Origin of the sequence: Kocuria sp. KRD140, from assembly GCF_017168375.1 — a bacterium.
GTDB classification, from domain to species: domain Bacteria; phylum Actinomycetota; class Actinomycetes; order Actinomycetales; family Micrococcaceae; genus Kocuria; species Kocuria marina.
Map to the genome: position 1 here is coordinate 83,759 of NZ_JABFAW010000005.1, position 13,437 is coordinate 97,195.

10 protein-coding genes and 2 pseudogenes are annotated in these 13,437 nt (G+C 68.0%); 4 read left to right on the forward strand and 8 right to left on the reverse strand.

Annotated elements, in window-relative coordinates; genetic code table 11:
* The 7 genes and pseudogenes from J1M36_RS06005 to cas3 form a co-directional block, all read right to left on the reverse strand.
* Nucleotides 1-330: pseudogene (locus J1M36_RS06005) on the reverse strand (type I-E CRISPR-associated endonuclease Cas1); the annotation flags it as partial.
* Nucleotides 331-333: 3 nt separating this feature from the next.
* Nucleotides 334-1,023, reverse strand: a complete 690-nt coding sequence (cas6e, locus tag J1M36_RS06010; RefSeq protein ID WP_064845424.1) for a type I-E CRISPR-associated protein Cas6/Cse3/CasE — start codon at nucleotides 1,021-1,023, stop codon at nucleotides 334-336.
* Nucleotides 1,023-1,727, reverse strand: coding sequence for a type I-E CRISPR-associated protein Cas5/CasD (gene cas5e / locus J1M36_RS06015; protein ID WP_064845425.1), 705 nt, complete (start codon nucleotides 1,725-1,727; stop codon nucleotides 1,023-1,025). The genes cas6e and cas5e overlap by 1 nt, the downstream gene beginning before the upstream one ends.
* The gene (gene cas7e, locus J1M36_RS06020; protein WP_206478883.1) at nucleotides 1,724-2,863 is read right to left on the reverse strand and encodes a type I-E CRISPR-associated protein Cas7/Cse4/CasC; all 1,140 of its coding nucleotides are present in this window, start codon (nucleotides 2,861-2,863) and stop codon (nucleotides 1,724-1,726) included. Before cas7e ends, cas5e begins: the two co-directional genes overlap by 4 nt.
* A 20-nt stretch (nucleotides 2,864-2,883) precedes the next feature.
* A complete protein-coding gene (gene casB / locus J1M36_RS06025) occupies nucleotides 2,884-3,477 on the reverse strand; it encodes a type I-E CRISPR-associated protein Cse2/CasB (RefSeq protein WP_064845427.1) in 594 nt (197 codons plus the stop codon).
* A 35-nt stretch (nucleotides 3,478-3,512) separates the two neighbouring features.
* Nucleotides 3,513-5,144 carry a type I-E CRISPR-associated protein Cse1/CasA gene (casA, locus tag J1M36_RS06030; protein WP_156523342.1) on the reverse strand — a complete coding sequence of 544 codons (1,632 nt, stop codon included), beginning with the start codon at nucleotides 5,142-5,144 and terminating at the stop codon, nucleotides 3,513-3,515.
* Nucleotides 5,141-8,161, reverse strand: coding sequence for a CRISPR-associated helicase Cas3' (cas3, locus tag J1M36_RS06035; protein ID WP_206478884.1), 3,021 nt, complete (start codon nucleotides 8,159-8,161; stop codon nucleotides 5,141-5,143). The genes casA and cas3 overlap by 4 nt, the downstream gene beginning before the upstream one ends.
* A 154-nt stretch (nucleotides 8,162-8,315) precedes the next feature.
* Between cas3 and J1M36_RS06040 the strand changes: the two genes are divergently transcribed.
* The 3 genes from J1M36_RS06040 (at nucleotide 8,316) to J1M36_RS06050 (ending at nucleotide 10,284) form a co-directional block, all read left to right on the forward strand.
* The gene (locus J1M36_RS06040) at nucleotides 8,316-8,984 is read left to right on the forward strand and encodes a hypothetical protein (protein WP_206478885.1); all 669 of its coding nucleotides are present in this window, start codon (nucleotides 8,316-8,318) and stop codon (nucleotides 8,982-8,984) included.
* Entirely contained in the window at nucleotides 8,981-9,403 is a 423-nt protein-coding gene (locus J1M36_RS06045; RefSeq protein ID WP_206478886.1) for a GNAT family N-acetyltransferase, read from the forward strand. Before J1M36_RS06040 ends, J1M36_RS06045 begins: the two co-directional genes overlap by 4 nt.
* 125 nt (nucleotides 9,404-9,528) lie before the next feature.
* Nucleotides 9,529-10,284 carry a class I SAM-dependent methyltransferase gene (locus J1M36_RS06050; protein WP_193519234.1) on the forward strand — a complete coding sequence of 252 codons (756 nt, stop codon included), beginning with the start codon at nucleotides 9,529-9,531 and terminating at the stop codon, nucleotides 10,282-10,284.
* 67 nt (nucleotides 10,285-10,351) lie between these two features.
* Here the strand turns inward: J1M36_RS06050 and J1M36_RS06055 are convergent.
* A pseudogene (locus tag J1M36_RS06055) lies at nucleotides 10,352-10,936 on the reverse strand (GNAT family protein); the annotation flags it as partial.
* Between the two features lie 184 nt (nucleotides 10,937-11,120).
* On the opposite strand from J1M36_RS06055, the gene J1M36_RS06060 reads away from it, so the two are divergent.
* A complete protein-coding gene (locus J1M36_RS06060; protein WP_193519233.1) occupies nucleotides 11,121-13,340 on the forward strand; it encodes a catalase in 2,220 nt (739 codons plus the stop codon).
* Nucleotides 13,341-13,437: the final 97 nt, after the last annotated feature.

The window sequence follows — 13,437 nt, forward strand, 5'->3', positions numbered from 1 at the left end:
GGCGAAAGCCCTGGCCTGCGCCTCCAGCAGCCGGCTCGATCTGGCCAGGGGACGCCCTGCGGCATAGCACCGGACGCCGCCTTCCCCGACCCACACGACCGTTGCCGCACATGCACCCACAAGAGTCATCGCCGCGTGGGTGATTCGCGTACCGGGCCCCAGCAGGAGGGCACCGATCATGGCCGCGGGGATGTGGAGGGTCCCACTGTCGTCAGTGGCGGTGATGGCATTGCTGTCCCGGTGGACCACACACCGCTCCAGATAGACGAAGGACAAACGGTCCTCGGCGCGCACGAGTTCGGCGGACTCCGGGGGAGCTGAACCCACCATGGGTCACCTGCCCCTCGCGAGCGTCATCAGACCACACCCGTAGGCCTTTCCCCGTCCCATGCCCGCCGTCAGCGAGGCCCGCAGTAGTGCCGTATCGGTCACCTCCAGCCGCCCCACGACGGTCACTTGACGCTGTGTCACGGTGTGATACTGCGAGTCGCCGTGTTTGCCGAACTGCCGGTCTCCTCGACCGATCACCCGCAGTGCCGGGAGCGATTTCTCGGTATTCCCGTCCGGGGAGGCAACAGCGTGATCACGGGGCTTGAAGCCCCACTGCTCCGACCGCTGGGTGAACCACGCCAGCTGCTGTTCTTCGGTCACGTGAGGCAGGATCCTTCCCCTACCGCCGTGGACGAACTGCCTCTTGACGGGGTTAACCGTGACGCGGAAGTCGAATTGCTGGCCCTTGGTGATGGCCGTCAGGAACCTGTCGTACTCCGCGGTCTCAGCGGGAGCCGACCGCCACCCCGCGTTCTCCGTCAGATGTTCCGTTTCCGGAACGGACGGTGAGACGATGTACAGCCTGACCTCGTGCCGGTCTGCATCCACCCGCCACAGATTCCTGCCGGTCGTCTGCGAACGCGCACTCGGGGGAAAGCACGCTTCGACGGCTCCATGCATGGCCCGCGGGTTGGCGAGGAGCTTCTTGGTTTCACGCCGCTGCGGATTGAGCTCGATCCTGGTGAAGAACATCAGCCCTCCTTGACCGTGTGAAAGAAGAGGTCTTCCGCCTCCGACCCGAGCGGGTTCTCGACGACGACGGGTTCCGGACGAACGACCGACCGGGCGTCGTAGAGACGATGTCGGGGGTCGAAACTCAACGGAACGTCCTGGGTCGTCTCTCCCACCTCCCCCGGCCTCGCGTCCCGAGCGAGGGGTAGGTGCACCGTCTTCGTGGCCTTCTCGCGGTACCAGTCCGACGCCAGCCACGGGGCGACGACGACGTCGCGCAGGAGGGCCTCGACGTCGTCGCCCGCTTCGACGCCTCCCAGAAGGTCCACCGGGGCGGGGCAGGCGCGGCGACCGAGGTAGAGCGGAAATCGCGGTGAGTCGATGGCCTCGGCCAGTCCCTCGATAAGTGCATCGGGTCCGGAGATCGCCGCGGTGTAGGCCGCGTCCACCAGGTAATGACGGGAGGACAATGCCGAGTTCTTGGAACCGGGGCGCCGGGCTGTGTGATAGTCCACGAGCAACCTGCCCGGCTGGTCCGTGCGGACTCCGAACTCGAGATCCACAAGATCCGTCAGTTCGGCGTCTCGCCCGCGTCCCTGCGCCGCGGCCAGGAGACCGAGGACACCGGACTTGCTGGGTTCGGTGCCCGCCTCGCGGGTCCTGTACCGCGATGAGGTCCCCCAGGACTGCTGTGCCCCCTTCAACCGCAGGATCAGCACGCTCATCGACAGTCCTCCGGGGTACCCGCCGCGGATGCCGTCACCACGTCACGGACGGCCGCCAGGAGTTCGGGCTGGCTCCTGACCTCACCCAGTCCCTCGACCTGTGCCCTGAGCGCGGGAACGGCCATGACCCATTCCTCCCGAGGGACCATTCCGTAGGTCTCCTGGACTCCACTGGCCTCCCGGGCGAGGGCGGCAGCCGCTTCCGCCCTCCGGTCGTGGCCCTCATCCACCTCCACGGGCTTCTCGAAGGCGGTCACGTAACTCACGGGGCGCCGATCACGGACGGCCACCGCCACGAGCTCGGGCAGGGAGTGCGCGGCGAACGTGTTCTGTTTTCCGGAGGGCAGGGACTCGATGAACGTGGCGGCGAACGCCTCGGCCGCCTGGGCCGCGGCCTCCACGCTCCCCAGATTCATCACAAGTTGGTCCACGTTCAACGTGGCGTACCTGTACACGGTGGAGGACATCATCTCCACCGTCCCGATCATGCCGGCCCCGGTCTGCTCGTCCTGACGGTTGAGGTCGTCGATCGCGGTGTAGTAATCGAAATCCGGGACGGCGGCGTGCACACCCAGTGCGTGGGCAACCTGCACGGCCGCGTCCACGTTCAACGCGGCGTCGTCAGCCACCATGCGTCCGAACAGCGCGACGTCCACGGCGTGCTCAGTGTCGAGCAGCTCTTGGGCCTCTTTCTTGGTGCCGAGCCCCGCCTCGCCCTTCTCCACGAGCACCTCGGCCAGGCGATCGACCTGGTGGTGTCCCAGGAAGATCAGGTACCCCGCCATGGGGGCCTTGGGGTCTTCGTCCTTCTTGACCTTCGGTGTCGAGATCTTGAGCCCGGCCTTCGTGAACGCTTTCTCCGCGCGGTTCAGGGCAGTGGCCTCGTCCAGGGACTCGTCCAGCTCGCACATGCGCCGGGCGACCAGTTCGACGACGCGCTTGGTGCGCACGCCCAGCCGGGACCGGTCCAAGTAGTTCACGAATCCTTTGCGCTGCGCGGCCTTCAACGCCTGGGACGAGATCCGCTGACGCTGGACCCCGCCGAAGAAGGCCGTCTTGGGGGCCCCGTCCTCGCCACGGTTGATGTTGTTGGGCGCCAGGGTGTGAAGGGCGTGGAAGTCGATGAAGGTGGTCATGGGTTTTCCTTTCCTGAAGATCACGCTGAGGTGTGGTCGGCGGTGCGGGTGGTGAAGGCGCGGTAGAAGTCCCTGCCCCAGACACGTATCACCCTGTCCTTGTGAGCAGCACTCTGGAGCCGGAAGAGATCGAGGGCGAGCCGCCCGTGGTCCGTGGGGATGCCGTCCGTGGACAGCAGGCCGACCAGTGTGCGGAGGTAGTTCCTGCGCCCGGTGAAATGACTCGCCGTCAAGAGGGCGTCATAGCGTGACTTCGCGGACGGGCGCTCCCTCATCAGCCGGCCCATCGACGTCCCGAAACTCGTCCCGGGGGCGTGCATGGGCGACTGGTTCCCCTGTTGGTGGACCCCGTAAAGGGTGAGCGCCACGTGTGCGGCCCATTCACCCCGGGTGGGTTGGTCCCGGGTCCCGAGGAACTGCTCGGGCAGGACGTCCAGGACGATCTGCCACACCTCGGGGGTGTCCCCGGGCTGTTCGTCGACGGCCTGGCGGAGCCTGGCGAGCGTGCCTCGCGCCGCGGGGTCGCTGCCCGAGAGGAAACGACGTTGCAACTGGGAGACGTAGGCCCCGACCGATGAGTCCAGGCCGATGGTCTCGGGGGGTGATGTGGGCATGTTCTCTCCTGTGCTGGGTGAGGGGCCGGTGATCGTCATGGGGTCAGTGCCGTGTCTGCCACGGTCTCCGCGAGCTTCTTGGTAATCCACAGCTCGTACCGGGCCGACGAATGGATGATGAGTTTCCCCGCCTCCGATTCCTCGGTGCGTCCGATCGCGGCGCGGGGGCCCGCGGCTGCAACGGCCTCCGCGATGAAGTACAGGGTGGTGGTGCGCATCCGCCGACCCCACTCCCGTTCGGCGTCCTCCGGAACGGGAATCCCGCCCAGGTAGTCCAACCACGCCACGAACTGCGCCTCCAGCGCCGCGAGCCACGCCTGCACCGGTGCCTGCGGCGCCTCTTCGGGGGATGCCCCGGCGCACACCAGGAGCTGTTTGTGGAACCACGCCATGCTGCCCCGGAAGGACATCACCCGTCCCACGACGCCCGCGACCACTGGCCACAGCTGTTGTGCGCGGTCCGTCAGCAACTGGACCCTGACGGGATACGTCTCGGACACCTCACCGTCGACGACGGCGTCCTGGGTCCCGTAGCTCATCCCCGTCAGACGCAGCGTGGTGCCGCTCTGTTCATAGGCGGCGTTCACCACGTCCGCGAGGTCGCCGTGGAGCTGGGAGACGATGGCGGGCTTGCGGTCCTTGGGCTCGTCGGGGCGGCTCTGCTCGAAGAGACTCTGCATACCCCGCCACACCGTGAGCGCGGGATCGTGCGTCTTGGGGAAGAAGACGTCGACGCCGTTCTTGGACTGCGCCCTGGAATAGCGGTACCCCGTGGTCGGATCCGTGAAGTTGTTGGCGCGCCGGATCTTGTCCCCGTTGCAGATCAGGGCCCCGACCACGGTGTTCCCCTCCTGATTCGGGAACAGCCGGACGCGTCGCTGCTGCCAGGTCAGGACGTCGACCACACCCGTGGGCGTAACCTCGTCGACCGAACGCGGCGAGGCATCGGCCGACGCGCGCTCCCAGGGCGGCAGATCGGCGTCGACCTCTTCCCGCGGAGCCAGCAGCGCGCGCACCGGAAGATTGAGCACGAGGGTGTCCCGCAGCGTGGGACCCATGACCTGCACCGCCCCGATGGCCCCGGCCCAGCCCGTACCGATGGGGTAGCCCTTGCCCCCCTTGACGCGGGGGTCCCCCACCGCTCCGGATTTGATCCCGGACACGTCATACGCCTGGGTGTACACCAACCATCGCGCGGCCGCTGCTGCGGGGAGTGTCTTGGTGGCCGCAGACGTGGACGTGGAGAACAGTCCTGGCCCTGTGTCTGGGACCAGCACGGACGCGTCGGAATACTCCTCTTTCTTGGTGTGCAGTCCCGCCGCTTGGAAGAACGGGGCTGTTGCGTCGAAGAGGTTGAAGCGGCCCTCCCAGGCTTCCAGGTATTCCCCCACGAGCGCGCCCAGATCATCCGCCGCCTGGACCTTCTGCCAGGTCTCGGCCAGGCGATCCTCCGGGCCGAACAGTTCATGGTGACGCAGCGCGCGGATGAAAACGCCCAGCAGGAGCCGGAACACCGCCTGGTTCTGGGTGTCGGATTCCCCGGCGAGATCCGTGAACTGCTCGGCCCTGTCGTAGAACTCGAGCAACCCCACCTCCTCGACGTGCCCCTCGGCATGGCGCATGCGCAACCATGGTTCTCGTAGAAGATCGAAGTTGTGACTGCTCACTGCAGGTCCTTCCCGTAGTCCAGCTGGTCATCCATGACGTCGTATTCCTCCGTGTCGTCGCACCACGGGTCCGAGGCGTCGGGGGCGGCGAGCTCCACGGGGTGGATCCCGAGCCGGGGGTCGTACAGGAAGGATTTCCCCAGTAGCTCCCCGCGCAGTTCCCCATCCAGGCGCAGAACCAGTTGGCCCCGCAGCCGGAAGTCCGCTTGCCAGGCACGCATGCCCTGGTCCTCGAGTTCGGCGATGGCCGCGTCCAGCTCCCAAGGGGCGACGAGCCACCGCGGCAAACGCACCGAACTCATGGCCACGGCCCGCGCGAATCGTGGTGGCGGGACGGCAGTCTCCGTCACGGACCATTCCGTGCGGTCGCCGCGCTGTGGGAGGGCCCCCGGCAGGGGCGAGAGGAGCCCACCCTTCTCCTGCACCAGCAGCACCTCCACGCTGGGTTCGATGTCCCTCACGTGAGCCAGGGCCACGGATTCCGAGCGTTCGGCGTCCTGCGCGATCATGGGTTTGAAGACTTCCGTCAGGTATCCCTGACTCTGCGCCAGGGCGGTGAGCTGGAACGTCGCGGAACGTTGTCGGGATTCAGCTGCGCAGGTTTGTTCCTTGCGCGCGGTGCGGTCGTAAACTTCCCGCCACGTGTTGGGGACGTCCTGAGTCGGGCCGTAGATGTTTTCGACGACGCTCTCCAGCTCATGCGTCAGGCACCAGGGCCCACCGTCGAGGAACGGCCGCAGGGCCGCCAGAGTGGCCAGAAGGACACGATCCCCGTACACGGCCGTGGCCCCGGCATCGGGAACCGGCACCGGGCCGGCCATGTCCACCCCACGAATGTGAAGCACCGGGGAGCTCAACCCCGCCGGGCGGTCATCCGTGGGCCGTGCGTGACGATGCAAGCGTCCCGCGCGTTGCGCCAGGCTGTCGCCGGGAGCGAGATCCGTGATCAACAGGTCGAAGTCGATGTCCAGGGACTGCTCCAGGACTTGGGTTCCCACCACGATGAAGCGCTCCGGGCGCCCTGTTCCCCGATGCGCGCTCGGTCCCAGAGCGGACACGAGTCGTTTCTCCCTGTCGGACCTGTCCCACGCCGTGAACTGCGAGTGGTGCAGTTCGACGGTCCCCTCGCCAAAATCATCCTGGAGCTGTTCGTACACCTCCTGCGCGCGGCGCACCGTGTTGCAGACCACGCCCGCCACACCGCCGTCCTGCAGGTCCGACAGGAGAAGGTCACCGAGTGACTCGAGATCGTCATCCAGCAGATGCACGTCGACCAGCCGATGCGTGGCGCGCTGTTCGATGGGCGTGAATCGCACCCCGTGCTGCCCTGTGAGCGAGATGCGCGGGTACTGCGGAACCTCGTCCGGCCGCCGTACCTGCGTCTGACGACGTCGCCCCCGGCCTTTCAGCGCGGCCAAACTCGTATTGGCTGACGGAGCGGGAGTAGCGCTCTCCGGAACCGGATTCACGCCGAGACCCTCCGCGTAGGCATCTTCCAGCTGTTGTCGCAGACCCGAGGCCAGGGTGGCGGACAGCAGGATCACGCTCACACCGTGAGCGGCCAGCCAGGTCAGTGTCCGCACCAGGTAGCCCGAGGTGAACACGTCGTAGGAGTGCACCTCATCCAGGATCACCACTTTGCCCGCCACACCCAGGTGCCGCATGGTGACGTAGCGGGTGGCCAGCGCGGTCATCAGCACCTGATCGATCGTGCTCACCGTGAACTCAGCGAGCATGCCTCGCTTGCCCGTGAACCACTCGTGAGCCACGACCGCTTGGGTGCCGCGGCCGTTCACCGAACGGGTCTGTCGGATCAGCCGTTCGTTCTCGGGTTCCAGCCAGGCCCGCGAATGGCCCAGGAAGAGCGAGTGTGACACCGACCCGTCGTCCTCGAGCGTCTCGACCCATGATCTGACACGGGAGAACATGGAATCGGCCGTGGCCATGGTTGGGAGGGCGAAGGCCACACCCCCGCTGCCCAGGTTCCCCGCTAGGATCTCCGCCGCCAGGAGCGCTGCCTCGGTCTTCCCCTGGCCCATCTCCTCCTCGATGATGAGCAGGCACGGGCCGTCAGTCGACGCGGCCGCTTTCACGGCGGCGCATTGGCAGGGCCGAAGCTCAGCGGATCCGGGCCAGGAGAAACGTCTACGGAACGGCGGGCACGTCGTCGGCTCGGGCTGCCAGGCGCGGGTCAACCGAAGTCGTTGCAGCGCGTCGTCCGCGCGGCTGTCGTCACTCGGATGGCGCCCGCTCTCCGTCAGCGGGAACAGCTCTTGGTTCGAGGCGATCCAGTCCGCCGCGGTGATCAGCCCGCATAGCAATAGCTGGTCTGCGATCCCGAGCCCGCCCGCGGCCAGGACCTGCTCCAACACGGGGGTGGCACCCGTCCGTTCGAGGATGTCGTCCAGCATGCTCGTCCACAGGCACGCCCACTGCGACCCGTGGCGATCCAGCCACGCGGACAACTCGCGGGCCCTCCCCGCTCGCGGATTGTCGGTCCGACCCAGATCGCTCAGCCGCCCGTGGTGGCAACCCGCCGTGGAACTGCAGGAAATGATGCCCGCGAGATCCACTTCGGGGAAACGGCGGTGAAGTTCACGCCGCAGGATCAGATCGGAAACCTCGGCGTGCCGGGGGCGTGGCTCTGGGACCCACCCCATGTTCGGGGGACAGCTGGGTAGAGCTCGGACCTGCTCCCAGAGCCAGCCGTGTTCAGGGGACCCCTCGATCTGCGATGCGAAGGCGACGTCTGCTTTGCCCAGGTCATGCACACCGGCGAGGAACCCGACCAAGCGGGCGGCGTCGTCGACTGATCCATGACATGCCGCGGCGAGGCGCTGCTGGACAGCCCGCGGCACCCACTCGAGCACGAGGCGCTCGCCCACGTCCGCCGCGTCCCTCAGATGCTGCGGCAACGCCAGCCATAGGCGTGCGCCCTGGTTCTCCCCACCGGCTCCGCGGCCGAAATCGGAGTACGTCTTGGCCCACAACCGCCATGCCTCGCTGGTGAGCACCATGGCGCCTCCCTACTTTTGAATGTGACCCGCCTCATACGCATTGGATGCAAACACATATTTGCACATGTAATGGTCTGACCTCGTATTGACCCGATGCGATTCTTGCGAGTCGACGATCGTCAGACGGTAGGGCTCCCTCCCCTACCCTGGCCCCATGACCTCCTCCATCCGTCACCGCTTCACCGGCCACATCGCCGGGGTCGGCACGTCCTCCGGCACGCGGCTGGTGCTGGGGTGCTGGTCCCACACGCCGCAGGGCCCGTTCGCGGACGTCATGGTCGCCCACCCGGACGGACGCCGCGAACTGCTGGCACCCAACGACTGGGTCGCGCATTTCGTGTCCGACACCTACACCTTCGACACCGTCACCCGCGTCCCCGTGAACGTGCAGCGCACGGGCTTCTCCCGCGCCTCCCGGTGGACGGTCACCGCGGGGTCGCTTACGTGGCACTTCAGCGTGGGGCCGCGAGCGCCCCTGGGGTACCTGCTGCAGACGGTCCCCCGACCGATCAGCACCTCGCTGACCTTCGCCCGGCTCACCGATCAGGTGGCCCACCGCGTGATGCCCGGCGTGCGCACCCTGGGTACGGCCGGCAACGACCGCACCGAGTGGTACGCCGCCTACGACCTCCACACCATCACCCACTCCCGCGTCACCTGGGACGACCAGGACCTGGGCCGCCTCACGGACATGACCCCGGCCCCGGACTTCGGTTTCAGCTCCACCCCGCGCCGGCCCAGCCTCACCGCCCTGACCAGCACCGTCCGGGTTCCCGACGCCGCTGCGGTCACTTCCCCTGCGCGGACCCCGGAACTCGGGTGAGCGCCGTCGATGAACCGGCAGAACTGCGTCGACTGAGACCGGAGGACGCGCCGGCGCTACAAGCGCTGCTCGAGGCGACCCCCGATTACACCCGCCGGATCAGTGGACACGCGCCCCTCCCCGGCGACGCCGCCGAGATCCTTTCCGCGCTCCCGCTCGGCCTCGCACGCGAACAGAAGTACGACATCGGGCTGTTCCGCGGGCCTGCTCTGGTAGCCATGGCCGACGTCATCCGCAATTTCCCCGAGGAGCATCACGCTCACATGGGTCTGCTTCTCGTGCGGCAGGACCACCAGGGAGAGGGCTTGGGGCGGGCGATGCATGATGCCGTCACGAACCTCGTGAGCGGCTGGCCCGAGGTGACCACCCTGCGCCTGGGGATCGTGGAGACCAACGCGGCGAGCGCCGTCGGCTTCTGAAAGGCTCGGGGATACGAGCCCACGGGCGAGACCGCGCCGTACGAGAACGACGAGGTGCGTAGCCGTGTGACTTTATGGGAACGACCGGTACACCCGACCCCGCCATCCCATGAGAGGACCGCCACATGACCCGGAACTGGTTCGAGCAGGGCGGAGGGAACTACGCCGCGCACCGCCCGGATTACCCCGCGGAGCTGGGCGCGGAACTGGCACGGATCGCCCCGCGGCGGGGCACCGCGGTGGACGTGGGCTGTGGGACAGGCCAGCTCACGGGCTTGCTGGCCGAACACTTCACGCACGTGATCGGCGTGGACCCCGGTGAGGATCAACTCGCTCATGCCGCCCCCGCACGCGGCGTCGACTACGCGCACGGGACGGCGGAGGACCTGCCCGTGGCCGACGGCCGCGCCGATCTCGTGACCGCGGCCCAGGCCGCACACTGGTTCGACCTGCCGGCCTTCTACACGCAGGCACGCCGCATCGCGGCCCCCGGCGCCGTCCTCGCACTCATCAGCTACGGCGTGGTGGAGGTGGAGCCGGGCCTGCGGGAACGTTTCGAGCGGTTCTACTGGCGCGAGATCGGTCCGTTCTGGCCGCCCGAGCGCCGCCTCGTGGAGACCGGGTACCGGGACATCGACTTCCCCTTCCCGCAGGTCCCGGTGGCCGCGCTGTCCATCCGGCGATCCTGGCCGCTCGATGCCTTCCTGGGCTACCTGGGCACGTGGTCCGCGGTGCGCAACGCCGCGGAGTCCGGGCACGACGACGTTCTGCGCCATTACGCCGCCGACCTCACCGAGGCGTGGGGCGAACCGTCCCGGCCGCGCGACGTCGTCTGGCCCATCACCGTGCGGGCGGGCAGGCTGGACGGGGAGTCCCGATAGGTGCCGCCCGTGCGCTTGGACCGGGTCTCCCGCAGCACCACGTTGTGCCGGCGCACCTGCTCCTCACCCGTCGCGCGACCCGCGCCTCGAGTCCCGCCTTCACCGAGGGCCACTCGTGCTCGAGCACCGAGTACACCACGGTGTCCCGCAGCGCGCCGTTGCGCTCCAACCGGTCCGCGCGCAGCACACCGTCCAGCCGAGCACCGAGGCGCTCGATCGCTGCCCGGGACTGCTGATTGGCCCAGCTCGTCTCATAACGCACGCACCGGCACCCGAGCTCCTCGAACGCGTGGGTCATGAGCAGCAGCTTGGACTCCGCATTCGTCCCCGTCCGGTGGGTGGACGCCCGGTTCCACGTGTGGCCCACGCTCACGCGCGGCACACCCCACTGCGGGTCGTAGAACGTGGTCATCCCGAGCACGACGTCGTCGGCCTGCCGCACGGTCACGAAGGGCAGCATGAATCCCTCGTCCTGCCACGTGAGCCACTTTTCCACGGCCGCGGCCATGCCGTCCGGGTCCGCCACGCTCGTGTACCAGCGCTCCCACATGCGCCCGTCCTCGGTGGCCTCGATCAGCCCGTCCAGGTGCTCGCGGCTGAGGGGTTCCAGGCGGACCAGCTGCCCGCGCAATGTCACCGGTGTCCACGTCATGGGATCACTGTCTCACGACGACGCCGCGCGGCCCGCGCGCGCAGCCCCTGACGGGTTCACAAACCCGCAGGACGGCGACTGCCTCCCTACAGGTGTATGCCCACCCCCAAGGGTGCTGACAGTATGGGAGAACCACGTCGCACTCCATGACCGCGGCGTGCGTCAGCTTCGTAGGAGGATCGTCATGTCCGCACGCGATAACAACGCCCCCCAGGTCCCGGGAGTTCCCGGGACCGGTGAGCCGACCATCGAGGAGCCCACCGCTCCCCGTCAGCCGCTTCCGCCCAAGCCCGATCAGGGTGCCCCCGAGCGGGTCACGCCCACGGGTGCGCCCACCGATGCCCCGATGTCCGCGATGGCCCAGCAGGGTGAGTACCTCACCACCGCGCACGGCGTGCGCCTAACGAACTCCGACCAGTCCCTCAAGGCCGGGGCCCGCGGTCCCGTGCTGCTGCAGGACCACCACTTCCGGGAGAAGATCTCCCACTTCGACCACGAGCGCATCCCGGAGCGCGTGGTGCACGCCCGCGGCGCGGGTGCCCACGGCACGTTCCGCGGCTACGGCTCGGCCACCAAGCTCAGCCGCGCGGGCCTGTTTGCCAAGGACAAGGAAACCTCGGTGTTCGTGCGGTTCTCCACCGTGCTGGGCTCCCGCGGTTCGGGTGATCTGGCCCGTGACACCCGCGGTTTCGCCGTTAAGTTCTACACGGACGAGGGCACCTGGGACCTCGTGGGCAACAACATGCCGGTGTTCTTCATCCAGGACGCCATCAAGTTCCCGGACGTCATCCACGCCGGTAAGCCCCACCCGGATCGCGAGATCCCCCAGGCCCAGTCCGCCCACGACACGTTCTGGGACTTCGTGTCCCTGCACACCGAGGCCCAGCACCACACCATCTGGAACATGTCCGACCGCGGCATCCCGCGCTCGTTCCGCATGATGGAGGGCTTCGGCGTCCACACGTTCCGTCTGGTGGCCGAGGACGGCTCCACCGTGCTGGTCAAGTTCCACTGGAAGCCGCGCCTGGGCGTGCACTCCGTGGCGTGGGAAGAGGCCCAGCTGATCAACGGTGCGGACCCGGACTTCCACCGCCGGGACCTCGCGGACGCCATCGAGGCCGGCGCGTACCCGCAATGGGAACTGGGCGTCCAGGTGTTCGAGGACACCGAGGACCAAATGTTCCAGGGCATCGACTTGCTGGACCCCACCAAGATCGTCCCGGAGGAACTCGTCCCCGTGGAGCCCGTGGGTCTGATGACCCTGGACCGCAACCCCTCCAACTACTTCGCGGAGACGGAGCAGGTGGCGTTCAACCCCAACAACCTGGTCCCGGGCATCGACGTGACCAACGACCCCTTGCTGCAGGGGCGTCTGTTCTCCTACCTGGACACCCAGATCACCCGCCTGGGCGGGCCCAACTGGAACCAGCTGCCCATCAACCGCCCGCACGCGGCGGTCAACGACATGCTGCGTGACGGTTTCCACCAGAGTGCGGTGCACTCGGGTGTGGCCCCCTACCGGCCCAACTCGCTGGACGGCGGCAACCCGGCGGAGACTCCCGAGGACGAGCACGCGTTCATCGACTACCCGGCCCCGGTCCCCGCGTCCGTCAAGGAGCGCGTGCGGCCCCAGTCCTTTGAGGACCACTTCAGCCAGCCACGCCTGTTCTGGCTCTCGCTGAGCGAGGTGGAGCGCGAGCACACCGCCCAGGCCTACGCGTTCGAGCTCGGCAAGTGCTGGGACGAGAACATCCGCACCCGTCAGCTGCGCCACCTGTTCGCGATCGACCCCGCGCTGGGCAAGACCGTGGCCCAGGCGCTGGGGCTGCCCGAGCAGGAGCCCACCGAGGCTCCCGCCCAGGACGTCCAGGCCTCCCCGGCCCTCACCCAGGTGGGCGAGACGTGGCCCGTCGAAGGCCGCCAGGTGGGCATTCTCGTGGGTCCGGACACGGACGCCGACCAGCTCGCCACGCTCGTCTCCGAGATCGACGGCGCGGACATGGTCCCGCTCGTCATCGCACCCCAGGGCGGTGAGGTGGCCCCGGGCATCGTGGCGCACCGCACCCTGCTCACGGCACGGTCCATCGAGTTCGACGCCGTGGTGGTCGCCACCGCCGGCGCTCCTGTGAACCCCGTGGCCGGCGGCCTGGACGCGAAGGCCGGTGCACCCAGCCCGGGTGACATCGACCCCCGCGTGAGCCTGCTGCTCAACGAGATGTGGCGCCACGCCAAGGCGATCGCCGCGTTCGGCCCCGGCACGGACGTGCTGGACGCCCTGCAGATCGCCCAGACGCCCGGCGTCGTGAGCGCGGACTCCGCCAAGGACGTGCTGAGCACCGTGGTGGAACTGCTCGGCAGCCACCGGGTCTGGGAACGTTTCCCGACCACGGGTATGTTGGCCTAATGAATAGGAAGTAGTCGTACTATTTCCGCCGATTGCCCGCGGACCGCTTCACCGCGGTCCGCGGGCAATCCCCGTCTTCAGAGACACCCCACCCGCG